Consider the following 22,697-nt stretch of genomic DNA (forward strand, 5'->3'; position numbering starts at 1 on the left):
AAAGGAGAATCATGACTGTCCCTTACACTCCCTTGAACGAGCTGCCCGCCTGGTCCACGTTGCAGGACCTCGCCGGAAAGCGGCGCGACCTGCGCGAACTGTTCGCCACCGAACCGGATCGCGTCTCAGCCCTCACCGTGGATGCAGCCGGGTTGCACATTGACTTAAGCAAAAACCTTATCGACGCTACCGTGACCTCCGCCCTCCTCGAACTGCTAGAACAGTCCGGGGTGCTGGCGCACCGGGAGGCCATGTTTGCCGGCGAGCACATCAACACCACCGAAGACCGGGCTGTCCTCCACACCGCCCTGCGTATGCCTGTCGAAGATGACCTCGTTGTCGACGGCCAGGACGTCGCAGCCGACGTCCACCACGTCCTCGGGCGTATGCGTGACTTCGCCACCGCTCTACGCGCCGGAACGTGGCTCGGCCACACCGGTCACACCATTAAAAAGGTGGTCAATATCGGTATCGGCGGATCTGACCTGGGCCCCGCGATGGCAACCAAAGCACTGCGCCCCTACGCAGTTGCAGGTATCACCGCGGAATTCGTCTCCAACGTAGACCCCGCCGACATGAGCGCGGTCCTGGACGGCCTGGACCCCGAGTCCACGTTGTTTATCGTCGCGTCCAAGACGTTCACCACGCAGGAAACTCTGGCGAACGCGCACGCGGCCAAGCGCTGGATTCTCGACGCCTTCGACGGCGACGAGGGGGCCGTCGCAAAGCACTTTGTCGCAGTATCGACCAACGCCGAGAAAGTCGCCGAATTTGGCATCGACACAGACAACATGTTCCCCTTCTGGGACTGGGTCGGCGGGCGTTACTCCATGGACTCCGCCATCGGCCTTTCTCTCATGGCCGTGATCGGCCCGCGCGACTTCATGCGTATGCTCGACGGTTTCCACGCCATGGACGAACACTTCCGCACCGCCGATCCCGCGCACAACGCACCGATCCTCATGGCGCTGCTCAACATCTGGTACACGAACCTCCTCGGCGCACAAAGCCACGCAGTGCTCCCCTACTCCGAGGACCTGTCCCGCCTGCCCGCGTACCTGCAGCAACTAACCATGGAATCCAACGGTAAATCCGTGCGTCACGACGGCAGCCCCGTCACCGAAACAACCGGCGAAATCTACTGGGGTGAGGCCGGGACCAACGGGCAACACGCATTCTTCCAGCTCATTCACCAAGGAACCACGCTGATTCCCGCCGACTTCATCGGCTTCGCCCAACCCCACGACGACCTCCCCACCGCCGACGGCACCGGCAGCATGCACGACGTCCTCATGGGCAACTTCTTCGCCCAAACCAAGGTGCTGGCTTTCGGGAAAACGCTCGAAGAAATCCGCGCCGAAGGCGTCCCCGCCGAGCTCGCACCGCACAAAGTCATGCCCGGCAATCGCCCGACGACGACCATCTTGGCCGACCAGCTCACCCCATACACCCTGGGCGCCCTCATCGCTTTGTACGAGCACATCGTGTTCGTCCAAGGCAGCCTGTGGGGCATCAACTCCTTCGACCAATGGGGCGTCGAACTAGGAAAACAGCAGGCCAACGACCTCGCCCCGGCGGTTTCTGGTGCCGCCGCCGTAGACTCCGGCGACGCATCCACCGACGCGCTCATCACCTGGTACCGGGAGCACCGCGGCTAAACCTCGAGCGGCTGGCAGCGCGGACACCACCAAATCACGCGCTCCAGCTCGCCGTCGCGCCCACCGGCGTCCGGCCCGCCCAGCATGCCGTTGACGATGAGCTTCCCGCACCGGCGACACGGCTTATTATTGCGCCCAAACACGTAGGTGGTTTCCCCGGCGCGCTTCACCCCTGTGGTGACGCGCACCGGGGAATTTCTGTTGGCGTCCATGAGCGCGTGTGTAATTTCCAGGATGCGGTGCACATCAACACTTGCGACGGTACGAGCCGGGTAGACACCTGCAAGAAAGCAGATTTCGGCGCGATACTCGTTGCCCACGCCGGCGAGGTTCGTCTGGTCAAGCAAGGCAGCACCGATAGAACGCCCAGGCTCCGCGGTGATTCTCCGGTACGCCTCGGCGCGGTCGTCGGGGGTCCATGCGCCGAGCACGTCAGGCCCTAAGTGAGCGATGCGTTGTGGGTATTCGTCGGACGGGAATATGTGCACGAACCCTAGACTGTGTCCCACTACCTCAATGGGGCGCGGATGCGGTGTGCCCTCTACTTCGAGGACGACACGCGCGGTGTGCCCTGGTTTGCGCCACCTGGTCCCGGACTCATGGACGGCCCAGGTCCCCTCCATTTTCAGGTGGGTATGCAGGATGTTATTGCCAATCTGCATGAACAGGTATTTCCCGTACGGCCAGACGCGTTCTACCTTCAGACCGGTGAAATCGACGGAAGCGTAGGCAGGTACACGCACTGAACTGCGCAGAACTCGACGACCACGCAAGAATGAGAGGCGGCGGGCAAGTTGGTAGACGGAATCACCTTCTGGCATGCACGTCAGTGTAACGCGGTCCCCCACGTAGGGGGAGATGATACACATTCCTTTGGACCCGCTCGCAGAGACGAGAAAGCACTGGCCCTACCTACTCCCCCAAGCAGCTGTTGGCAGCTGACACGTTTGGCGGTCCCGGTGTTTCCTCGTCCCCGCGAGGCCCCCGGTTAGTCATAGTAGCGGGCGGCGCTGGTCTTGTGTGCAAAAGCTTGCCCACTGTAGTGGGCGCTTACCTGCGGCCTCTTCGGCCGCGGGTGCGGGCCTTAAATGGAGTAGCACTTTTACCCCCATCTACCTGTGTAAATTCAGATTCCGCTAAGGCCTCGCTCAGGGAGCGCCCGTTCCGTGTCGGCGCACTTTGTGACGAAGTTAACACCTTAATGCCGCGCGGCGTCATTTTAGCGCCTGCTTCACGGAAAGATTCGAGGTAAGGAGAGGAGAGCGCCGGCTCACCGTTAATCTTTTCGATATTCACAGGTTTAAGCCAATTCTTAGAAATAACATTCTTCAGCGCTTCCACAATGATGTGTGGCGCATCCACATCCGACCGTGGCAACGTGTGGTCAAAGATGCGCAGCGTCTTCCCGCCACGGGTCAGGTGGGCGAGCAGGAGGCCGTCGATAAGCACGACCAGGGCGCCGGCACCCCGGGTCGGTCCGGTCTCCGGCCACGGCAAGGCCGCACCATAGGGGTTCGCTGGGTCTGCGGCGGCGAGCACGTAAACAGCCGGGGTGTCTGTGCCCGACGGCCACCCGCCGACGTCCGGACTGTCGTCGAGGCCACGCAACCGGTCGACCACCGCGCGGGTAGAAAACTGGGCCGCGCCGAGGCCCTCCACAAAATAGCCGCGCATCGCTTGCCCGTTGTCTTCGAATGAGCTCAGCACTTTATACGCCAGCGCGAAGCCGCCGACTACGTCCTCGCTGACCACGGAACCGCGCGTGACCACGCCGTACCTGTCAAGCCACGCTTCCCCGTGCGCGATGCCGCGTTGCGTTGCGTCGGTCGCGGCTGCCGGCAGCGCGGACCAGCGGCCGAGTACGTCGCTGGGCGTGTGCGCTCCGGCGCGTTGCGATTGTGCAAAGCTGGTGCGCCCCATACGCAGCCGACCGCGAGCCGGCGTGCGCCGCGCTCGATGAGCACGCGTTCCGTGACCGCTCACCAGGTGGTCACGCACCCGGGCGAAACTATCAGGTGCCACGAGCCCTTTTTCACACAGCGCCCACAGTGCTGCGCGCAGGTCGTCGTCAGTCTCCACAGTGAGAGCAGCCTTCAGGTCACTGAACAGGAAGCCTCCGCCGCCGGCAAGCAGCTCCATGACGCGCTCCTCCAGGACGCTTAACGACGTCTCCACCTGCCGCATAAGCTGCGGCGCATAATCAGCCGGCAACAACATCAGCCACGGGTCCCCCGCCCCCGCTGACCCAGCACCCACGATGAGCACTTCGCCAGAACTGGTGAGCTCGTCCAAATACGCCGGTTGATACCCAACCACACGCTGCGGCAACACCACTGACTCCCACGCCGAAGCCGGCAGACGCACGCCCGCGAGCTGTTCAATCGCCATGAACGTTCCGTCCACGCCGGCAAGTTCCGGGTCGGTTCCAACAGGTGCCACGTTGTTCCACTGCGCTTGGAACCGCGCCAAGGCACTGTGGCTGACCGGCTGCATCTGGCTGCGCGCCCGCGCCAGACTGCGCCGCCGGATAACGCTGAGCACGTCCTTGTTGCAGTATTCCTGCTCATCGATGCCTTGGCGGTAGTGGCCTTCGATAATGTCATCGCGGTCGAGTAGACGTGCTGCCACCGACGGCGCCAAACCGAAGGCCTCCACAAGGTCAGCTAGCACGAATGGCCCGCGCGTACGCGCCCACCGGCTCACCAGCTGGTCAGCCGCATCCGTAACGGGCGCAACCTGGGCCGGCACTCCCGGCGGTACCGGCACGCCGAGGCCGTCGCGCAGCAGCGGTGCGTCGAGCTGCACCGCAAGATGCTCCACACCTGCGATGCGCACTTCCATGACACGGTCGCTGGCCTCGCGTAACGCATCAGCAGCTGGGGTTGGCCACGTGGTGTGCGCGGTGAGTTCTGCCACCGGAATGGGGCCGAGGATGCGCAGGGCGTCGATAAGCTCCTCAACGGTACGGGCCTGGCGGCCTGCTGCCGTGCGCTGCAACTGTTCGTGTGTCTCGCGGACGATTTCCGGCTCGAGCAGCTCGCGTAGCTCCACCTCGCCGAGCAGCTTCGCCAACAACGCCGGGTCTAGCGCCAACGCAGCCGCGCGCTTCTCCGCTAGCGGGGTGTCGCCTTCGTACATGAACGCACCCGTGTAGTTGAACAGGAGCGTCGAAGCGAACGGGCTCGGCTGCTCCGTGGTCACTTCCGCCACGCGTACGGAGTGATTTCCCAAAGCTCCCATCAGCTCGGTGAGCGCGGGAACGTCGTACACGTCCTGCAAACATTCGCGCACCGTCTCCAGAATGATGGGGAAACTGGGGTAATTGCGGGCCACGTCTAAAAGTTGCGCTGCACGTTGGCGTTGCTGCCACAACGGCGCACGCTTGCCTGGGTTGCGGCGCGGCAACAACAGCGCACGTGCAGCGCATTCGCGAAACCGCGACGCGAACAACGCCGAACCGCCGACGTGCTCAGTCACCAGGTCCGCGATCTCATCTACTTCGAACGTGAACAGGTGCGCACCCGGTTCGGCTTCACCCTCGGGCAGGCGTATCACGATGCCGTCATCGCCGGCCACAGCTTGCGGGTCCATGCCCGTTTCCGCAGCCACACGCGCGCCCACCGCGAGCGCCCACGCCGCATTCACGCCACGGCCGTACGGGCTGTGCAAAACGACGCGCCAGTCCCCCACCTCATCCTTGAACCGCTCTAGTACCAGGGTTTTCTCATCAGGGACTACGCCCGTGGCTGCGCGCTGCTCGTTCAAGAACGCAACGACGTTGTCAGCCGCCCACTGATCCAGGCCAGCAGCGCGTAGGCGTGTGGCCACGACATCCGGTTCGGCGGCGGAAACGTGACGTCGAAAAGCACCAATCGCCGCGCCGAGCTCCGCGGGACGACCGGCCTGGTCACCATTCCAGAACGGCAGGCGCCCCGTGTGCCCCGGCGCGGGCGTGACCAGCACCTGGTCGCGGGTAATGTCCTCGATGCGCCACGACGACGCCCCCAGCGTGAACACATCGCCGACGCGCGACTCGTAGACCATCTCCTCATCAAGTTCACCAACACGCCGCGGTGCAGACCCAGATTCTGAACCGACGAGGAACACCCCAAACATGCCGCGGTCCGGAATCGTGCCACCCGAAGTGACCGCCACACGCTGCGCACCCGGCCGTGCCGACAGCACACCAGTAACCCGGTCGAAGTTCACGCGCGGCTTAAGCTCCGCAAAATCCGTCGACGGGTACACGCCGCTGGCCAAATCGATGACGGCGTCAAACACGTCACGCGCCAGATCGCGGTACGGGAACGCGCGGCGCACGGTATCAAACCAATCGTCCACGTCCAGGTCTTCCATCGCGACGGCCGCCACCGTCTGCTGCACGAGCACATCCAACGGATTACGCGGAACACTAATCGCCTCGATCTCCTCGGCGCGCATCTGCTCCACCGTCACGGTGGTTTGCACCAGGTCCGCGCGATGCTTGGGATAGAAAGCACCGCGCGACACCTCGCCCACCCCGTGCCCGGCGCGCCCCACGCGCTGCAGGCCAGAAGCAATCGACGGAGGCGATTCAACGTTTATCACCAGGTCCACGGCGCCCATATCGATGCCTAGCTCCAGCGAGGAGGTCGCCACCACCGCTTTCAGCGTGCCTTCCTTGAGCATCGTTTCGGTGAGCGCGCGCTCATCCTTGGACACAGAACCGTGATGTGCACGCGCAATTATCGCCGGGGCGTGGCCTACGGTATCGATCTGCTTCATCAACTGCGCGGGGTCCCGCCGTGATGGGCGCGCCAAGGCCTCTGGATCGTGCTCGGAGGCGTAGAGCTCGTTGATCCGCGACGTCAACCTTTCCGCCGTGCGCCGCGAGTTGACGAAGATCAGCGTCGAACGTGCTTGCATGACGTGCTTGTACACGTCCTGCTCGATGAACGGCCAAATGGACTTCTGCGCCGGGGCGTACGGTTCAATGTCCGTGGCCTCGGGGTCAAGTGGTTCCAACGGCCCTAAGGCCGATAGTCCGGACGGGTCGTCGATAGTCATCTCACCAATCGTGGAACCTGGTTCCGGGGTGGGAAGATCCGCCATGTCGGGTACAACGCCGTGCACGTCAAGCGTCCACTTTTTCTCCGCGGGCGGGTCGATGATCTGGACAGGACGGTCTCCGCCGAGGAACTGTGCAACCGTACGCGGTGGGCGGACCGTAGCGGACAAACCGATGCGCTGGAAATCACCGGCAACGCGCGCCAGGCGTTCCAGTGTGAGCGCCATGTGCACGCCACGTTTGGTGCCGGCGAGCGCGTGGATTTCGTCGATGATCACGGTATCGACATCGCGCAAAATCCCCGCCGCCTTGGAGGTGAGCATCAAGTACGCCGACTCAGGGGTCGTGATCATGATGTCCGGCGGGCGACGCAGCTGACGCGCACGCTCCGCTGACGGCGTATCACCAGAGCGCACACCGATTGTCACGTTCGGCTCCGGGAGCCCCATTCGTTGTGCAGCACGCGCAATCCCCTGCAACGGTGCACGCAGATTGTGCTCGACGTCCACGCCCAAAGCCTTCAGCGGCGAGATATACAAGACTTTGACGCCGCGCCCCTTTTCGGCGGCGGTCATCTCGGCGGGTTCCGCGGCCGGCAAAACAGTTTGCCCTTCCGCCTCCACCAAAGAATTGAGTGCCCACAGGAACGCGGCTAGCGTTTTACCGGAACCTGTCGGCGCGATAACGAGCGCATTCTCACCTGCAGAAATACTTTCCCACGCGGCGGCCTGGACCGCCGTTGGTGCGGCGAACACGTCAGCAAACCAGGTTGCCACTTGGGGTCGAAATTTCTGCAAAATGTGCGTATCCGTCAACGTAACCTCCGCTTCCTACTTCAACAGGATAAACTGAATGCCATGACTGCAGAGCTTTCCGACGCCCGCCTGACGTACCTACTTGCCCTCGGCACGGGAGAAATCCTGAAAGGTGTCCGCAACGTAGGACTCCTGCGTGGCCGCACCCTCGGTGATGCTGGCGACGAGCTTGCCCAATCCTGGATTGCCCGCGTCCTGGAACAGCACCGCCCCGACGACGGCTTCCTCTCCGAAGAAGCCGCCGACAACCCCAGCCGTCTCAAGCGCGACCGCGTGTGGATCATCGACCCCCTCGACGGCACCAAAGAATTTGCCACCGGCCGCCAGGACTGGGCTGTGCACATCGCGCTCGTGGAAAACGGCGCACCCGTCAACGCGGCAGTGGGTCTTCCTGACCTGGGCGTGGTCTTCCGCTCCGATGATGTGCGCGCCGTCACCGGGCCATACGCGAAGAAGATTGCGATCTCGCACAACCGGCCACCTGCGGTAACCCAGTGGGTGGCGCAACAGCTCGGCTCCGAAACCGTGCCGCTTGGTTCCGCCGGAGCGAAGGCCATGCACGTGCTGCTTGGCGATTCCGACGCCTACATCCACGCTGGTGGTCAGTACGAATGGGATTCCGCCGCACCGGTTGGAGTGTGCAAGGCTGCCGGCCTACATTGCTCGCGCCTCGATGGTTCCGAGCTGGTCTACAACCAGGACGATACGTACTTGCCGGACCTGCTCATCTGCCGCCCAGAGTTAGCTGACCAGATCATGGAACTGGCCGCCGCGTACAAGGAAGAGCACGGCTCCTACATCTAGCCACTTCGTTGCGGGGCGCGTTAGACTATCGCATCATGACTGCCATCAACACTCCGTACGAAGACCTACTGCGTCGAATTCTTGAAGAGGGATCACACAAGGACGACCGCACCGGCACTGGAACGACCAGCCTTTTCGGCGCGCAACTGCGCTACAACCTGGCTGATTCTTTCCCGCTGCTGACCACCAAGAAGGTGTACACGCATGCCGTCGTCGGTGAGCTGTTGTGGTTCCTCAGCGGTGATTCCAACGTGAAGTGGCTGCAGGACAACAAGATTCGTATCTGGAACGAGTGGGCAGACGAAAATGGCGAGCTCGGGCCGGTCTATGGGGTGCAGTGGCGCAGCTGGCCTACCCCGGATGGTCGCCACATCGACCAAATCCAGGGGGCGCTGGACATGCTGCGCGAGAACCCGAATTCGCGGCGCAATATCGTTTCGGCCTGGAACGTCTCCGAGTTGGAGAACATGGCCCTTCCGCCGTGCCACTTGCTCTTTCAGCTCTACGTTGCCGATGGAAAACTGTCCTGCCAGCTATACCAGCGCAGCGCTGACATGTTCTTGGGCGTGCCGTTTAACATCGCTTCCTATTCACTGTTGACGCACATGTTTGCCCAGCAAGCCGGCTTAGAGGTCGGCGAGTTCATTTGGACCGGCGGCGATGTGCACATCTACGACAATCACCTCGAGCAGGTGCGTGAACAACTTTCCCGCGAGCCTCGCCCGTACCCACAGTTGGAGCTGCGTAAGGCGGAATCGATGTTTGATTACACCTTCGACGACGTCCAATTTATCGGCTACAACCCCCATCCCACTATCAAGGCGCAGGTGTCGGTCTAATGAAAGGCGCGATCTGGGCGCAATCCCTCGACGGCGTTATCGGCGACGGCGAGGACATGCCATGGTACCTTCCGGAGGACTTGGCGCATTTCAAGGAGACGACACTCGATTCGCCGGTGCTCATGGGGCGCCGCACGTGGGAATCGTTGCCTAAGCGTCCGTTGCCGCGACGTGAGAACATCGTGGTCTCGTCCCGCGAACCAGGCGAATGGTCTGCAGGCGCAACCGTCGTTCCTGCCGTGCCCACCACGTTTGCTGGCTGGGTCATGGGTGGCGCGCAGCTCTACGAAGCGATGGTCGCCCAGATGGATACGCTCGTCGTGACGCTTATCGACGCCCACCTCGAGCCCGCTTTACGCGAACGTGCAGTCCGCGCCCCCGACATCCCCGCAACATTCTACGAGACCAGCGACTCCGGATGGCTCGAATCCGAGCGCGGACGCCTCAAAGTCGGTGTTTCGCCGGTGCCGTTACGCTACCGTTTTCTCACGTATTCTCGCCGGGTCATAGCCTGATTCCGGCGCGTATGCGCTCGGCGGCACCCACACCGCCTTCCCGTTCACCAGTTCTATGTAGCCGCGGCCGTTGCCGTTGCGGGCGTCGTCGTTGATACGATTGTGGTATTTGCACAGGCAGACCAGGTTATCCATGTTGGTTAGGCCACCAAAGCGCCACCCTTGCACGTGATGGACTTGAACAAAGTCCGCGCCCTTGTTGCAGCCGGGCCAGGCACACTTGTGATTGCGCAGTTTGGCCATGTGTCGCTGTTTTTCGTTGGCAAAGCGCGACAAGTTGTACAGGTTTATCGGCCCTTTCACGGGGTGCGCCATAAGTGCGTATCCGCGGGAGGCGAACACGCGCGTGAGCATTTCAGCGCCGGTGATTGTGGTGCCGTTAGTCTGCCGGACCAGGACTTCTTCGCCGTCCCCGTCGAGGATTTCGTCCAGCTCGTCCAACGTCACGATCACATTGGTCACGGCGGGCTGGCGGGAGAGGTTGCCGTCGAAAAGCTTCTCGACGTCCGCGTAATCCTTGATATTCGCCTTCAAGTCAGCGATTGTGGCGCCGTCGCCTGTGATAGTCATGGAGGCCTTGCCGTCTTTATACGTGCGCGTTGTCACTCTGGATTCGCGCGGCTCTGGCGGCTGAACTTGCTCTAATCGCTGACGTGCATAGCGCCTGAGTTCGCGGTCGTCGGGTTCCATGCGGCACAGGTCTTCGCGCACTTTCCACGCTTCTGTTTTGTCTTTGAATGCTGCCGTGGCGCTGGCAATGACGTGCAGAGTTTTGAGCGTGTGCCCTGATTTCGCGGCGTGTTCACGGCAACGCTGCTGGTAACGGGTGTGTGACGTCCTGCCGAAAAACAGCTCGGCGGTTGTTGTGAGCGTGTTGACCCAGGCGGTCGGCAGGCCAAACGCCGCGAGTTGCTCTTTGGAACGCACGTGTTCGAGGAGCATAAATGGGCTGGTGAACGGTTGGAATATTGTGTTGAGAGTCGTCATAAATTTGACGATAAACACGCGCCAAGAAGCTCGCTTAAAAGAACCGAAATTCTGTGGATAATGGTACGAAACGGGTAGTTATCCACAGGCAAGCCCGAAAAGGCAGAAAAAAGTGCCCCAGAGAGGAATCGAACCTCCGACACCCGCTTTAGGAGAGCGGTGCTCTATCCACTGAGCTACTGAGGCATGTCGCGTGGACACGGCAATACTACCTTAAGGTTCCACGCGCAGACCAAAACACCCGCTTGACGACGGTGCTATTGTTGCTGATGTTGCAGAAGTGAATAAACGAGTCTGAGGAGACACCATGACCAGCTTTTTCGACCGCCCCCTAAGCCGCCGCAGCGCCCTCCTCGCCGCCGGCATTGGTGGCGCTGCCCTGGCCGCTGCCCCACGTGCACAAGCACAAAACCGTGTCCTAGGCACCGTTATCGACTACGCCGCCGGCGTACCATCCGCCCAGTCGATTAAAAACGCCGGCCACCTGGGCGCTGTGCGCTACGTTTCGCAGCGTCGCCCGGGAACCGAATCATGGATGCTAGGCAAGCCGGTCACGTTGCAAGAAACCCGTGCTCTGGAAACCTTGGGCCTCAAGACCGCCAGTGTTTACCAGTTCGGAAAAGGCAGTACCGCGGACTGGAGGCGCGGAGCCGCCGGTGCTGCTACGCATGCTCCACAGGCCATCGCCCTGCACGCCGCCGCCGGTGGCCCGCGCAACCGCCCGATTTACATGGCCATCGACGACAACCCCACCCGCGACGAATACGACCGCCTCATCCGCCCCTACCTGCAGGCCTGCAAGCTCGCCCTTGAGGCAGCCGGATACCAGTTAGGTATCTACGGCAATTACTTCACCATCGACTGGGCAATCGCCGACGGCCTCGGCGAATTCTTCTGGCAGCACAATTGGGGTTCACAGGGTCGTATTCACCCACGTGCACAGCTGCACCAGATTCGTATCGATAAGGATCGCGTGGGTGGTGTCGGCGTAGACATTAATAATGTGTACGCCCACGATTGGGGGCAATGGACTCCGTCGAACATTGTGGATCAGGTTGTTCCAGCGCCAGCACCCGGTGCTGCTCCTTCGCTGCCGGATGTGCAGCTGCCGGGAGGGTCGTCGTTAAGTCAGGTCGCAGACCTGGTGAACTCTGTAGCGAAGCTGTCTAGCTAGTCCAACCGCAGCTGGGTGCGTACGAGCGCGGTGAGGTCGTCGGCGCTGCCCGTCACCGCTGCGGCGACGACGAAATCTTCACCGAACGTCGCCGAGGAGTTCAGCGCGAGGTCATTCGACCAACCCCATTTCGTGCCCAGCGCTCCCGGGATGATCGCGGTCCCATAATCCTGGGCGTAGCCGTCGTGCGCGTAGGGGGTGGCGCGCGCCATCGCCACAAGGATGGGGTGTGTGGGATCTTCCGCGATGAGCGCGGTCAGGAACTCGACGACGTCATATGTCGAGGTCACGCTATATCCCCAGTCGACGCCAGAGCGTGTGGAAAGCAAACCGTATTTGATGGCGGTCTCGTCGATAGCTTCCGGGTAGGCGTCATACAGTTCTTGGGCGGTCTCGTCGTTGGAGGAGGCGATCATCTCCAAAGCAGCGTACTGCTCCCCCACGTCGCCGTGATCAAGGACGTAGTCCGCGATGTATAGCTTGGACAAGCTCAATGCCGGACGTGCATAGCGTTCCGTGGCCGTGCCCATGCGTTTGCCCGTACGCAGGTCAATGTAGCTAAGCTGCGAGCCCTGCACGTTTTCGGCGAACTCGCCGAGCGCGCGTTGATCGTCCAGGCGTGGTTGGGTTTCCGTCGGCGAAGCCGCCACGCTCGGTGCCGGTTCTGATTCCCCGCGCCAGCCGACAACGGCGACCAACACAACAACGACCACCAGCACAAGTGCGGTGGTCGTCACGCTGAGGCGCACAAGCCTCCGAGAAGACGTTGACATACCGAACATCTTAAACCCACGATGCCGCGGGAAGCACTAGTGGTCGACTGGCTTTTCCACGCCCACACCGGTCAAGGAACGAACCTCCATTTCTGCAGCTAGATCGTCCAAATTATCACGCTTTCCGACGAACGTACCGATCACGCCAGCCAAGAAACCAAGCGGAATAGAAATCAAACCAGGGCTCGCCAATGGGAACCACGCCCAATCAGCGTCCGGGAACATTGAGGTCGGGGACCCAGAAATCGCCGGCGAGAAGAAAATCAGCAGCAGGCCGGACACCAAGCCGGTAACCATCGAGGCCACTGCCCCGGTGGTGTTGAAGCGCTTCCAAAACAGGGAGAACAGAATCGTCGGCACGTTAGCTGAAGCCGCCAGCGCGAATGCTAGCGATACCAGGAAAGCGACGTTTTGTTCCATCGCCAAGATTCCCAACGCAGTGGAAGCAACACCAAGCACAATCACCGTGATGCGGGAAACGCGGACCTGTTCTTCTTCCGTGGCTTTCCCGCCGCGCAGAACGGAGTTGTACACGTCGTGAGCAACGGAGGCCGAAGCTGTAATCGCCAGGCCGGCCACCACGGCGAGTACCGTCGCGAAAGCGACTGCCGCGATGAAAGCCATGAAGATGCTCCCACCAATTTCCAGCGCCAGCAGTGGCGCCGCAGAGTTTGCACCACCCGGCGAAGCTAGGATGCGATCAGGTCCAACCAACGCCGCCGCACCGTAACCGAGGATCAGGGTCATCAGGTAGAAACCGCCAATGAGCGCAATCGCCCACGTCACTGAACGGCGCGCTTCTCGGGCCGTAGGGACGGTGTAGAAACGCATGAGCACGTGCGGGAGTCCTGCAACGCCCAGGCAGAGGGACAAGCCGAGAGAGATGAAGTCAAGCTGCTTAATGCTGCTCACTCCGTATTGGAGGCCTGGCTGGAGGATGGCTTCGGCGTCGTAGCCGCGCGCGGCTCTCGCTTCGGAGTCGGCGTGGGTGGCCACGGCGGCGTCGAAAAGCGAAGACATGCCGCCACGAACGTGCCAGAACACCAGACCGGTCATGACTATGACGGCGCCCACCAGCAGGACCGCTTTAATCATCTGCACGTAGGTGGTGCCTTTCATCCCTCCGAGCAGAACGTAGACCGTCATGACCACGCCAACAACCGCAACGACTAGGCGCTGCACGTTGATGTCGTGAATGTTAAGCAGCACAGAAACTAAAGAACCGGCGCCGGCCATCTGCGCGATGAGGTAGAACAAGGAGACGAACAGCGTGCCGAACGCTGCAGCCACGCGCACGGGTTTCTGCTTCAAGCGGAAGGATAGGACGTCTGCCATCGTGAAGCGACCGACGTTGCGCAGTGGCTCCGCAACGAGCAGCAGGGCAACCAGCCAGGCCACGAAGAATCCGACGGAATACAGGAAGCCGTCGTAGCCGTTGAGCGCGATCGCGCCCACGATTCCCAGGAACGATGCTGCCGAAAGATAATCGCCAGCGATAGCTAAGCCATTTTGCCGGCCCGAGAATTGGGCGCCACCGGTGTAAAAATCAGACGCCGCCTTCGTGGTCTTTCCGGCGCGCATCACGACGACCAACGTCACCGCGATAAACGCCAGGAATATTGTGATGTTCCAAATTGGGTTGCCCACAGATGCGTTATCCATGATTTACACCCCTTCCATTTCTGCTCGAATGGCCGCAGCCCGCGGCTCAATGTTTTTGTTCGCGTACTTCACGTATGCCCACGTGATGATGAACGTGGTCAGGAATTGAGCAAGCCCTAAGGCCACTCCTACGTTCACGCTCCCGTAAATGGTGATGCCCATGGCGTTCGGGAAATAGGTCGCGGCTACGACGTAGAACACAAACCACAGGAAGAACCCGATGGCTGCGGGGAATGTGAAGCGTCGGTACACGCTGCGCAATTCCTGGAACTGTGGCGATTTTTGCATCGCTTGGAATTCGGCAGCAGTGGGCTGCCTACGGGTGGGGGCGCTGTCGGTGGTACTCACGTGTGCGTCTCCTTTGTTGGTTTTTATTACTGTCTCCGGCCGAAACCGACACCCTCGGCACACTTTGCGACGTGCGCCACACTTGGGTTGCGCAATAACTTAACACACATGAGCGTACCTTATGTCGCGCGAAACATAACACCTTTATTTCGCCTCTTGGCTGGTCATATGTGCAATTACGCATGGGTGAACCTACCCCCATTAGGTACACCCGCGTACCTCATCACGCGCACAAAAAAGCACCACCCCGCAAGGAGGTGGTGCGCGCAGCGCTCAAGCCACTAGAGAACGTTCAGCAAGTCAATCACGAAGACCAACGTGCGCCCAGAAAGCGGGTGGCCGCCGCCGGCTGGGCCATAGGCCAATTCCGGTGGGCACACCAGCTTGCGGCGACCGCCCACCTTCATTCCCGGAATACCTTCCTGCCAGCCCGCAATCAGGCGGTCCAACGGGAACTCGATAGTTTGCTTACGATCCCACGAGGAATCAAATTCTTGCCCATTTTCGTAGTCCACGCCCACGTAGTGAACTTCGACCGTCGCGCCGCGGGGGGCTTCAGCGCCTTCACCAACGATTAAGTCTTCGACGACGAGGTGATCAGGCGCCGGTTCCGCAGACAAGGCGATCTGTGGTTTCTCCATGGATGAATACTCCTTGATTAGTTTTCTCTGGCATGAACGAACGTTCCACGCTACCGGCAGAATGGCCGCATGCCAAAGGGCGTACCTGCCGATTATACGCAAAATCGGTAGATACGCCCTAGAAGCGTGTGCTTAGCGCTGGTCGCGAGGAACGAACTTGCGCAGCGTCTCGCCGGTGTAGATCTGGCGAGGACGGTTGATCTTTGTGTTCATCGCCAGCTGCTCGCGGTAGTGTGCGATCCAGCCTGGGAGACGGCCGATGGCGAACAGGACGGTGAAGAAGTCCGTCGGGAAGCCCATGGCACGGTAGATCAGGCCGGTGTAGAAGTCCACGTTCGGGTACAGCTTGCGGGAGATGAAGTAGTCGTCGCTCAGCGCGATTTCTTCGAGCTTCATTGCAAGGTCGAGCAGGTGGTCCCCACCCAGGTGGTCCAGGACCTCGTGAGCGGTTTCCTTGACGATTGCAGCGCGCGGGTCGTAGTTCTTGTAGACGCGGTGGCCGAAGCCCATGAGGCGAACACCCTTTTCCTTGTTCTTCACGCGGTTCATGAACTCGGTTGCGTCGCCACCGTGATTCTGGTCGATATCCTCGAGCATCTCCAGAACGGCTTGGTTTGCGCCACCGTGCAGCGGGCCGGACAGCGCGTTGATGCCACCGGCGATGGAAACGAACATGTTCGCCTGCGCGGAGCCGACCATCCGGACGGTGGAGGTGGAGCAGTTCTGCTCGTGATCGGCGTGCAGGATAAGCAGCTTATCCAGTGCCTTCACCATGATTGGGTCGACCTCGTACGGTTCGGTCGGGTAACCGAACATCATGCGCAGGAAGTTCTCGCGAGCGTTCAGAGAGTTGTCTGGGTACATGTAAGGAGCACCCTTAGACGCGCGGTATGCGTAGGCGGCCAGCATGGGGACCTTTGCCATCAGGCGGATCGTCGCCTTGTCCAGCTGGGCCTCGTCGAGCGGATCGAGCTGATCTTGGTAGTAGGTGGACAGAATGTTCACCGAGGACGCAAGCACGGCCATGGGGTGAGCGTTGCGCGGGAACACGTTGAATTGCGCCTTAAAGTCTTCGTCAAGGAGGGTGTGGATACGGATGCCGTGGTTGAATTCCTTCAGCTGCTCCGGGGTCGGTAGCTCACCGTAGATTAGAAGGTAGGAGACTTCATTGAAGGTGGCGTTCTCTGCGAGGTCGGCGATGTCGTAGCCGCGGTAGCGCAGGATTCCGGCGTCGCCGTCGATGTAGGTAATCTTCGACTCGGTGGAGCCAGTGGAAACGTAGCCGGGGTCGAAGGTGGTGAGGCCGGTTTCACTGAGCATCTTGCCCAGTTCAATGCCGGAATTCCCCTCGGTGGCGTGCTTGATGTTCATTTCGAACTCGCCACCTGGGTAATGCAGTACTGCCTTGTCCTTGTTGTCTGTAGCCATAATGTTCAGCCTTTCTCAAGTGTCGTGCATTCACGTAAACGTTTATGCATGGCGCCCACGTGCAGGTTGTGCGACGGCCCACTACCCGGCGGGCTTTTCGCCGCTTCACCTCTGCCCTATTACAGTACACGCATACTGTCTTGGGGGTCGCCACTGCGTTCAAGTGTAGCGTCACTCACGTACCCTACTTTCGTCGGAGACGGCACACAGTCGCGCCGCATTCCCCAAGCTCGCGCGAATAGTGGGGCGCCGCACACACCCTCACACACGGTGACGGGGCACACGTTCGTGGGGTGGTTTATTGCCCCCGCTCTACCCCCACGAGATGTCCCGGAGGCGTCGAAAAGCTCTTTTTTAGCCCATCGGACGGTATAACACTTCCAAAGATTAGATCGGAAGATTAAGGTATACGGCACAAGGCATCCACTATCAGTGGGTGCGTGAGCTCTTACAAGTGAAAGTGCGCGTATGTCTGACTTCTTCACCATCCCATCCGAATTTATCCCTGCGGACGGTCGCTTCGGCTGCGGCCCATCAAAGGTCCGCCCGCGTCAGATTGAGGCAATTGAGCGTGGCGCTGAGTCCATCATCGGCACCTCGCACCGCCAGGCTGCCGTCAAGGATGTTGTCGGCTCGATCCGCGAAGGCCTCTCCGAGTTCTTCTCCCTGCCCGACGGCTACGAGATCGTGCTCTCCCTGGGTGGCGCAACCGCATTCTGGGATGCCGCAACCTTCGGCCTGATTGAGAAGAAGTCCGCACACCTTTCCTTCGGCGAGTTCTCCCAGAAGTTCGCTACCGCTGCTGCAAAGGCACCGTGGTTGGACGAGCCAACCGTCATCAAGGCTGAGCCAGGTTCCGTGCCTACCCCGCAGGCCGTCGAGGGCGCTGACGTCCTCGCATGGGCCCACAACGAGACCTCGACCGGCGCAATGGTCGACGTCGTCCGTCCCGAAGGATCCGAGGGTTCTTTGGTGCTTATCGACGCCACCTCCGGCTCCGGCGGCCTGCCCGTCGACATGAAGCAGGCTGACGTCTACTACTTCTCCCCACAGAAGTGCTTCGCTTCCGACGGCGGCCTGTGGCTCGCAGCCATGAGCCCTGCCGCAATCGAGCGCATCGAGAAGATTAATTCCTCCGACCGCTTCATCCCGGCTTTCCTCAACCTGCAGACCGCTGTAGACAACTCGCGCAAAAACCAGACCTACAACACCCCAGCCGTAGCAACCCTGCTCATGCTGGAGGACCAGGTCAAGTGGATGAACGAAAACGGTGGCCTGGACGGCATGGTCGCGCGCACCACCAAGAACTCTGACATCCTCTACACCTGGGCTGAGCAGCGCGAAGAAACCACCCCATTCGTGGCTGAAAAATCTGCCCGCTCCTTGGTCGTGGGCACCATCGACTTTGACGAATCCATCGACGCCGCTGCCTTGGCGAAGACGCTGCGCGCGAACGGCATTCTCGACGTCGAGCCATACCGCAAGCTCGGCCGTAACCAGCTGCGCATCGGCATGTTCCCGGCCATCGACTCCGCAGACATCGAGCGCCTGACCAAGGCTATCGACGCCTGCCTCGACGCCGGCGTCGCCCGCGCTTAACACAATCCTGCGCCTTCACGGGCGGTGCGCACTTGCTGCGTACCGCCCTTTTTGCGCGCAACATGCCCGCTAGCCTGCCCGTTTTCCCTCACCATTTCGTCTACAGTGGTGGGATAAGGTTATAAACGCACTACAGGAGGCCAGCGGATGCGAGAGCTCTACGTCGTCGGTTCAGAATCAACGGAATCGTCTGTTGTACTGAGCACCGACCCGACGAACCCCGACGACGGCGAACGGTTCTTTTTCGCCGTCACCGACGAACTACGCACTGCCCTCCTCGGCGACACCGCGGAGCCCGAAGCACCCGCCGAAGAACCGGCTGCGGCACCCGCGTATGCACGCCGTGAACCACAGCAGCTTTCCGAACCAGATCCTCTCCTAACCACTCCTTTAAGTATGCGGCCAGCCGAAATCCAGGACCGCATTCGCTCCGGCGCCACGGTTAGCGAACTGGCAGAAGAAATGGGCGTGGCTGAATCACGTGTCGAACCATTCGCTCACCCGGTGCTTCAAGAACGTGCCCGCTTTGCCGCCCTGGGCCGCGGTGCGCACCCCGTCCGCGACAACGGCCCCGCACGGCTTAGCTTGGAGGCCATCTTGGCCACCGCCTTTGCTGCGCGCGGATTAGATATTGAAGACGCGAGCTGGGACGCGTACCGCAACGAACAACGCCAGTGGACTGTGGTGGTGCGCTGGTCAGTCGGCCAATCCGATAACACCGCAACGTGGACAATCCAAAACCACATGACCTCCTCCCCCACTGCGTTGCCGTCGAATGAGCTGGCCGCCGAACTTACCGACCCCGAACGCTCCTCGAGTCCGCGACCCGTCGCCTCTGTTACCCCACGTTCCGACGACGACACTCGCGACCTGCCCCGCATAGTCCCGCTCAATGAGACTCCTCCCGCCGATGAAGAACCACGCGAAGAAAACGACGAGGACCTCTTGCAGCACCCAGAAGCGGAAGAGAAGCCGAAGAAGCGTCGTAAAGCAGTCACCCCGCACTGGGAAGACGTCTTGCTCGGCGTGCGTTCCAACACGAAACGGCCAAGGAAGTAGAACGCCATGACCATGTTCGGATTCCCACCACAGGCAGGCACCGAGCACAAAGCAACGGTAACGATCTGGTTCATCAACACCGATGACCCTGCCGCGATCCTTTCCCAGGAGCCGGATTCCGACCGCGGATTCGGTCGCAAATATTTAGCCCAACTGCAACCGGGGTGGCCGGTGACGCCCATCGGCGACTTCCCCATGAACCGATCCACGCCCGCCGGCGACGGCGAATTTTATATAGCCGCGTACCCGCACATCACGGTCATGCAAACCGTCCTCGAAGGTGTGGAAAAGATTACGCACATCGACCAGCGCATCATCGGATCATTGCCACATACTGAGCTCGTAGCCATTTCCCGCAACCCGGAGACTGGACTCGGCGGCTTTGTGCGCATCGTCGACGGCGAAGTGGAGCGCGCATTCTCCGCAACCCGCGAGCACATCTACAAAGACATCGGGCTACCGCAACCCTTCGAAGCCGAATTCTGGGCAGGCGAAGACGGCACCGAAACTACCGGCATACAACTGCCTTTCCACCCCATCCACATGGCGTCCGCGGCAGAAGACTACTGGCTCGGCCTGGAAATCAGCCCTGACGGGATTGACGTCAACATTTCTGCTTTTGCTGTCGACGGTCGCCCCGCCCCCAAACTCGCAGCCCCAGAAACCACCACTCCCCTGGGGGAACTCGTGCAGCATTCCGCCGCCGCGTTAGGTCTGAGCGAAGGCGGCAACTACGACGACTACGAAGTCCACGACCGCACGCCCAGCTCCGGCGACGAATTCGCCCGCCTCGCGGAAGCTTCCGCGGCAGCGATGAAACGAGTGCGCCGTGGCGTGGTGCGCCGCGCGAAGTCCGCTGCTCAAGCTATCGGCGAACGTATCCGACACGCCGACCGCCCTTAGAAGGAGTTACCGCAAGGATCGTGCCCGCTCGTACAAGGCGATGGCTGCCGACGTCGCAACGTTCAGCGAGTCGGTCCCCGGTGCCATCGGGATACGCGCGCGGATATGTGTCGCCCGCATGGCATGCTCCGTCAGTCCGGGGCCCTCCGCCCCCGCCAACAGGGCTAAGCGTTCCCACGGACGGCCTTCATCATCGACGAGTGCATCCGCCAAGTGCGCGGCGCCGGGGTCCGGGGTAAGCGAAATGAGCCGGAAGGAGGCGTCGGCAAGCGGGGAAAGCTCCCGCTGCCACGTCGTGTGCGTGCCGCCGAAGTGGGCGAACGGGATTCGGAGCACATGGCCCATAGAGACGCGGACGCTGCGCCGGTACAGTGGGTCCGCGCAGCCGTTTCCGAAAAGGACGCCGTCGACGCCGAGGCCCGCAGCGTTTCGGAACATGGCTCCAATATTTTCGTGATCGCCTACTCCCTCGAGAATGAGTAGGGTGCGGGCATCGCGAACAACCTCGTCGACGGAATACGCGGGAGCACGGTCGGCGGTTGCGAGGAGCCCGCGGTGCATGTCAAAGCCTGCGACCTGAGCCAGCGTTTCGCGGCTGACAGTGTAGATCGGTATCGCAGGATCTACTTCATGGCTGGCTAAGAATTTTTCCACCTTCTCCGGGAATCCCACGATGCAACGAACCGGAAAGCGCGATTCGAGAAGGCGTGGAACTACCAGCGGACCTTCTGCGATGACTAGCCCTTTGCCACCCGGAAGGTCAGGGCGGTGGTCGGAGTGGTTCAGGTCGCGGACGTCGTCGAGGCGCGGGTCGGAGGGGTCAGAAATAAAAAACACAGGACACACTTTACAGTCTGTCCTGTGCGTAAGCTGATGCTCCGGCTAGCCGATTGCCTCCATGATGGGCGTCATCCCGAAGAATACGAGGAAGAGCGCTGAGACCAGCCACATGATCCAGTGGATCTGCTTAATCTTGCCGGCACAAATCATGAGCGCCGTGTAGGCAATAAAGCCGACGCCGATACCGTTTGCAATCGAGTACGTAAATGGCATGACGACGATCGTGAGGAACGCGGGCATCGCGATCTCAAAACGATGCCATTCGATGTCAGTGACCTGGCTAATCATCATGGCACCAACGACCACGAGCACAGGTGCTGCAGCTTCAATGGGCACGATTTCATACAGCGGGGTGAGGAACATAGCGGCGAGGAAGAGCACGCCGGTGACAACGTTGGCCAATCCGGTGCGGGCGCCGTCGCCCACGCCAGCAGCGGAGTCCGCGAACACCGTGTTAGAGGAGGCCGACGCGGCACCACCCACAATCGCACCAGCACCTTCAACAACAAGGGCTTTCTTCAACCCCGGCAGATTGCCGTCCTTGTCGATGAGGTTGCCGGTCTTGCCGAGCGCAGTCATCGTGCCCATTGCGTCGAAGAAGTTGGCCAGCACCAACGTGAATACGAGCAGCGTCGCGGTGACCACGCCCACATGCGCGAACGCACCGATGATGTCCACGTTGCCCACGATGGACAGATCCGGGATGCCGCCGAGGCCGTCGGGAAGCACGGGGACGGCCAGGGACCAGCCTCCCGGGTTTTCCGCCGACGAACCGGTGCCGGTAACCGCTTCGACGATCATCGCGATGATGGTGGTGGCGATAATTCCGATGAATAGCCCGCCTTTAACATTGCGGACAACGAGGCCACCGCAGATAACCAGGCCGATGACAAAGACCAACGTCGGCCACGTGCCAATCGAGCCGTTAATGCCCAGGCCAACGGGAACAGTGGTGTTTGCGGCGTCTGGCAGACGCGTGACAAAACCAGCGTCAACGAAGCCGATCAGCGCGATAAACAAGCCGATGCCCACGCCGATTGCTGCTTTCAGCGATGGTGGGATTGCCTTGAACACGGCCTCACGGAACCCGGACAGGGCCAGCAGGACGATAACGATACCGTCGAGGACGATCAGCCCCATGGCTTCTGCCCAGGTCAAGTCGTGGCCACCAACGAGTGTGACGGCGACCATGGTGTTCAGGCCTAGGCCCGCTGCGATACCGAACGGGTACTTAGCGATCACGCCGAAAGCGATGGTCATGACGCCGGCCGCGAGTGCGGTGGCAGCCGCGACCTGCGCGGTTCCCAGCACTGTGCCTTCGCGGTCGGGCGACGTGCCAAGGATAAGGGGGTTAATGATGATGATGTAGGCCATCGCGAAGAAGGACACGACACCGCCGCGCACCTCATCCCCGATGGTGGAGCCGCGCTCCGTAATCTTGAAGTATGTGTCGATTGCACTCAGCTGGCGCGTCGACTCGGGCGTTTGAGCCATGGAAATGCCGAACTTCCTTATAACAGTGCGTGTTAACAACGCGTGTTAAACGCAGGGGTTTCACCTGACGTCCCGAAAGTTTAAGGGCTAACTGTTGATTCCACCAAAAGC

The 22,697-nt window shown here is 61.0% G+C and carries 18 protein-coding genes and 1 tRNA gene; 8 read left to right on the top strand and 11 right to left on the bottom strand.

The annotated features are described in order from the left end of the window. Nucleotides 1-11: 11 nt before the first annotated feature. The gene (gene pgi, locus ATK06_RS00215) at nt 12-1,658 is read left to right on the top strand and encodes a glucose-6-phosphate isomerase (protein WP_098388624.1); all 1,647 of its coding nucleotides are present in this window, start codon (nt 12-14) and stop codon (nt 1,656-1,658) included. Here pgi and ATK06_RS00220 read toward each other — a convergent pair. Both ATK06_RS00220 and ATK06_RS00225 read right to left on the bottom strand, forming a co-directional pair. After that, a complete protein-coding gene (locus ATK06_RS00220; RefSeq protein WP_048380613.1) occupies nt 1,655-2,479 on the bottom strand; it encodes a DNA-formamidopyrimidine glycosylase family protein in 825 nt (274 codons plus the stop codon). The genes pgi and ATK06_RS00220 overlap by 4 nt on opposite strands. Before the next feature lie 229 nt (nt 2,480-2,708). Then, nucleotides 2,709-7,520, bottom strand: a complete 4,812-nt coding sequence (locus ATK06_RS00225) for an Lhr family helicase (protein WP_098388626.1) — start codon at nt 7,518-7,520, stop codon at nt 2,709-2,711. 42 nt (nt 7,521-7,562) lie between these two features. On the opposite strand from ATK06_RS00225, the gene ATK06_RS00230 reads away from it, so the two are divergent. From ATK06_RS00230 to ATK06_RS00240, 3 genes are read left to right on the top strand one after another with little or no spacing between them, the layout of a single operon-like run. Beyond that, a complete protein-coding gene (locus tag ATK06_RS00230) occupies nt 7,563-8,324 on the top strand; it encodes a 3'(2'),5'-bisphosphate nucleotidase CysQ (RefSeq protein ID WP_098388627.1) in 762 nt (253 codons plus the stop codon). A 35-nt stretch (nt 8,325-8,359) separates the two neighbouring features. After that, a complete protein-coding gene (locus tag ATK06_RS00235) occupies nt 8,360-9,163 on the top strand; it encodes a thymidylate synthase (protein WP_048380609.1) in 804 nt (267 codons plus the stop codon). Then, nucleotides 9,163-9,678, top strand: a complete 516-nt coding sequence (locus ATK06_RS00240; RefSeq protein WP_048380290.1) for a dihydrofolate reductase — start codon at nt 9,163-9,165, stop codon at nt 9,676-9,678. The genes ATK06_RS00235 and ATK06_RS00240 overlap by 1 nt, the downstream gene beginning before the upstream one ends. On the opposite strand, the gene ATK06_RS00245 is transcribed toward ATK06_RS00240, so the two are convergent. Both ATK06_RS00245 and ATK06_RS00250 read right to left on the bottom strand, forming a co-directional pair. Then, nucleotides 9,634-10,665, bottom strand: a complete 1,032-nt coding sequence (locus tag ATK06_RS00245) for an HNH endonuclease signature motif containing protein (protein ID WP_143341364.1) — start codon at nt 10,663-10,665, stop codon at nt 9,634-9,636. The two genes, ATK06_RS00240 and ATK06_RS00245, sit on opposite strands and share 45 nt — an antisense overlap. 113 nt (nt 10,666-10,778) lie before the next feature. Next, a tRNA-Arg gene (locus ATK06_RS00250) sits at nt 10,779-10,851 on the bottom strand. A 121-nt stretch (nt 10,852-10,972) separates the two neighbouring features. On the opposite strand from ATK06_RS00250, the gene ATK06_RS00255 reads away from it, so the two are divergent. Continuing rightward, nucleotides 10,973-11,839, top strand: a complete 867-nt coding sequence (locus ATK06_RS00255; RefSeq protein WP_098388629.1) for a DUF1906 domain-containing protein — start codon at nt 10,973-10,975, stop codon at nt 11,837-11,839. On the opposite strand, the gene ATK06_RS00260 is transcribed toward ATK06_RS00255, so the two are convergent. From ATK06_RS00260 to ATK06_RS00280, 5 genes are all read right to left on the bottom strand, one after another. Further along, on the bottom strand, nt 11,836-12,612 hold the full coding sequence (locus tag ATK06_RS00260; protein ID WP_098388631.1) for a hypothetical protein: 777 nt from the start codon (nt 12,610-12,612) through the stop codon (nt 11,836-11,838). The genes ATK06_RS00255 and ATK06_RS00260 overlap by 4 nt on opposite strands. Before the next feature lie 36 nt (nt 12,613-12,648). After that, nucleotides 12,649-14,274 (bottom strand): solute symporter family protein, encoded by a 1,626-nt coding sequence (locus tag ATK06_RS00265; protein WP_098388632.1) that lies wholly within the window; start codon nt 14,272-14,274, stop codon nt 12,649-12,651. A gap of 3 nt (nt 14,275-14,277) precedes the next feature. Beyond that, a complete protein-coding gene (locus ATK06_RS00270; RefSeq protein ID WP_048380604.1) occupies nt 14,278-14,562 on the bottom strand; it encodes a DUF485 domain-containing protein in 285 nt (94 codons plus the stop codon). A gap of 341 nt (nt 14,563-14,903) precedes the next feature. After that, nucleotides 14,904-15,263: an FKBP-type peptidyl-prolyl cis-trans isomerase gene (locus ATK06_RS00275; protein WP_048380285.1), complete on the bottom strand. Its 360-nt coding sequence runs from the start codon at nt 15,261-15,263 to the stop codon at nt 14,904-14,906. A 132-nt stretch (nt 15,264-15,395) separates the two neighbouring features. Then, a complete protein-coding gene (locus ATK06_RS00280) occupies nt 15,396-16,691 on the bottom strand; it encodes a citrate synthase (RefSeq protein ID WP_048380283.1) in 1,296 nt (431 codons plus the stop codon). A gap of 468 nt (nt 16,692-17,159) precedes the next feature. On the opposite strand from ATK06_RS00280, the gene serC reads away from it, so the two are divergent. The 3 genes from serC (at nt 17,160) to ATK06_RS00295 (ending at nt 20,252) form a co-directional block, all read left to right on the top strand. Continuing rightward, a complete protein-coding gene (gene serC, locus ATK06_RS00285; protein WP_098388634.1) occupies nt 17,160-18,290 on the top strand; it encodes a phosphoserine transaminase in 1,131 nt (376 codons plus the stop codon). Nucleotides 18,291-18,437: 147 nt separating this feature from the next. Continuing rightward, complete coding sequence (gene sepH, locus ATK06_RS00290) at nt 18,438-19,349, top strand: septation protein SepH (protein ID WP_098388636.1); 912 nt, start codon at nt 18,438-18,440, stop codon at nt 19,347-19,349. Between the two features lie 6 nt (nt 19,350-19,355). Beyond that, nucleotides 19,356-20,252, top strand: coding sequence for a DUF6928 family protein (locus tag ATK06_RS00295; RefSeq protein ID WP_098388637.1), 897 nt, complete (start codon nt 19,356-19,358; stop codon nt 20,250-20,252). 6 nt (nt 20,253-20,258) lie between these two features. Here the strand turns inward: ATK06_RS00295 and ATK06_RS00300 are convergent, their stop codons facing one another. Then, complete coding sequence (locus ATK06_RS00300; RefSeq protein ID WP_231913479.1) at nt 20,259-21,089, bottom strand: TrmH family RNA methyltransferase; 831 nt, start codon at nt 21,087-21,089, stop codon at nt 20,259-20,261. A 45-nt stretch (nt 21,090-21,134) separates the two neighbouring features. Then, a complete protein-coding gene (locus tag ATK06_RS00305) occupies nt 21,135-22,586 on the bottom strand; it encodes an NCS2 family permease (RefSeq protein WP_048380276.1) in 1,452 nt (483 codons plus the stop codon). Between the last annotated feature and the right edge of the window lie 111 nt (nt 22,587-22,697).

Origin of the sequence: Corynebacterium renale (genome assembly GCF_002563965.1) — a bacterium.
In the GTDB taxonomy this organism is placed as follows: domain Bacteria; phylum Actinomycetota; class Actinomycetes; order Mycobacteriales; family Mycobacteriaceae; genus Corynebacterium; species Corynebacterium renale.

Bases quoted from the DNA above. Each gene is read 5' to 3' on its own strand.
- ATK06_RS00280 (WP_048380283.1), bottom strand. From the start codon at position 16,691: ATGGCTACAGACAACAAGGACAAGGCAGTACTGCATTACCCAGGTGGC.
- serC (WP_098388634.1), top strand. From the start codon at position 17,160: ATGTCTGACTTCTTCACCATCCCATCCGAATTTATCCCTGCGGACGGT.
- pgi (WP_098388624.1), top strand. From the start codon at position 12: ATGACTGTCCCTTACACTCCCTTGAACGAGCTGCCCGCCTGGTCCACG.
- ATK06_RS00255 (WP_098388629.1), top strand. From the start codon at position 10,973: ATGACCAGCTTTTTCGACCGCCCCCTAAGCCGCCGCAGCGCCCTCCTC.
- sepH (WP_098388636.1), top strand. From the start codon at position 18,438: ATGCGAGAGCTCTACGTCGTCGGTTCAGAATCAACGGAATCGTCTGTT.
- ATK06_RS00270 (WP_048380604.1), bottom strand. From the start codon at position 14,562: ATGCAAAAATCGCCACAGTTCCAGGAATTGCGCAGCGTGTACCGACGC.
- ATK06_RS00275 (WP_048380285.1), bottom strand. From the start codon at position 15,263: ATGGAGAAACCACAGATCGCCTTGTCTGCGGAACCGGCGCCTGATCAC.
- ATK06_RS00235 (WP_048380609.1), top strand. From the start codon at position 8,360: ATGACTGCCATCAACACTCCGTACGAAGACCTACTGCGTCGAATTCTT.
- ATK06_RS00230 (WP_098388627.1), top strand. From the start codon at position 7,563: ATGACTGCAGAGCTTTCCGACGCCCGCCTGACGTACCTACTTGCCCTC.
- ATK06_RS00295 (WP_098388637.1), top strand. From the start codon at position 19,356: ATGACCATGTTCGGATTCCCACCACAGGCAGGCACCGAGCACAAAGCA.
- ATK06_RS00265 (WP_098388632.1), bottom strand. From the start codon at position 14,274: ATGGATAACGCATCTGTGGGCAACCCAATTTGGAACATCACAATATTC.
- ATK06_RS00305 (WP_048380276.1), bottom strand. From the start codon at position 22,586: ATGGCTCAAACGCCCGAGTCGACGCGCCAGCTGAGTGCAATCGACACA.
- ATK06_RS00220 (WP_048380613.1), bottom strand. From the start codon at position 2,479: ATGCCAGAAGGTGATTCCGTCTACCAACTTGCCCGCCGCCTCTCATTC.
- ATK06_RS00260 (WP_098388631.1), bottom strand. From the start codon at position 12,612: ATGTCAACGTCTTCTCGGAGGCTTGTGCGCCTCAGCGTGACGACCACC.
- ATK06_RS00240 (WP_048380290.1), top strand. From the start codon at position 9,163: ATGAAAGGCGCGATCTGGGCGCAATCCCTCGACGGCGTTATCGGCGAC.
- ATK06_RS00245 (WP_143341364.1), bottom strand. From the start codon at position 10,665: ATGACGACTCTCAACACAATATTCCAACCGTTCACCAGCCCATTTATG.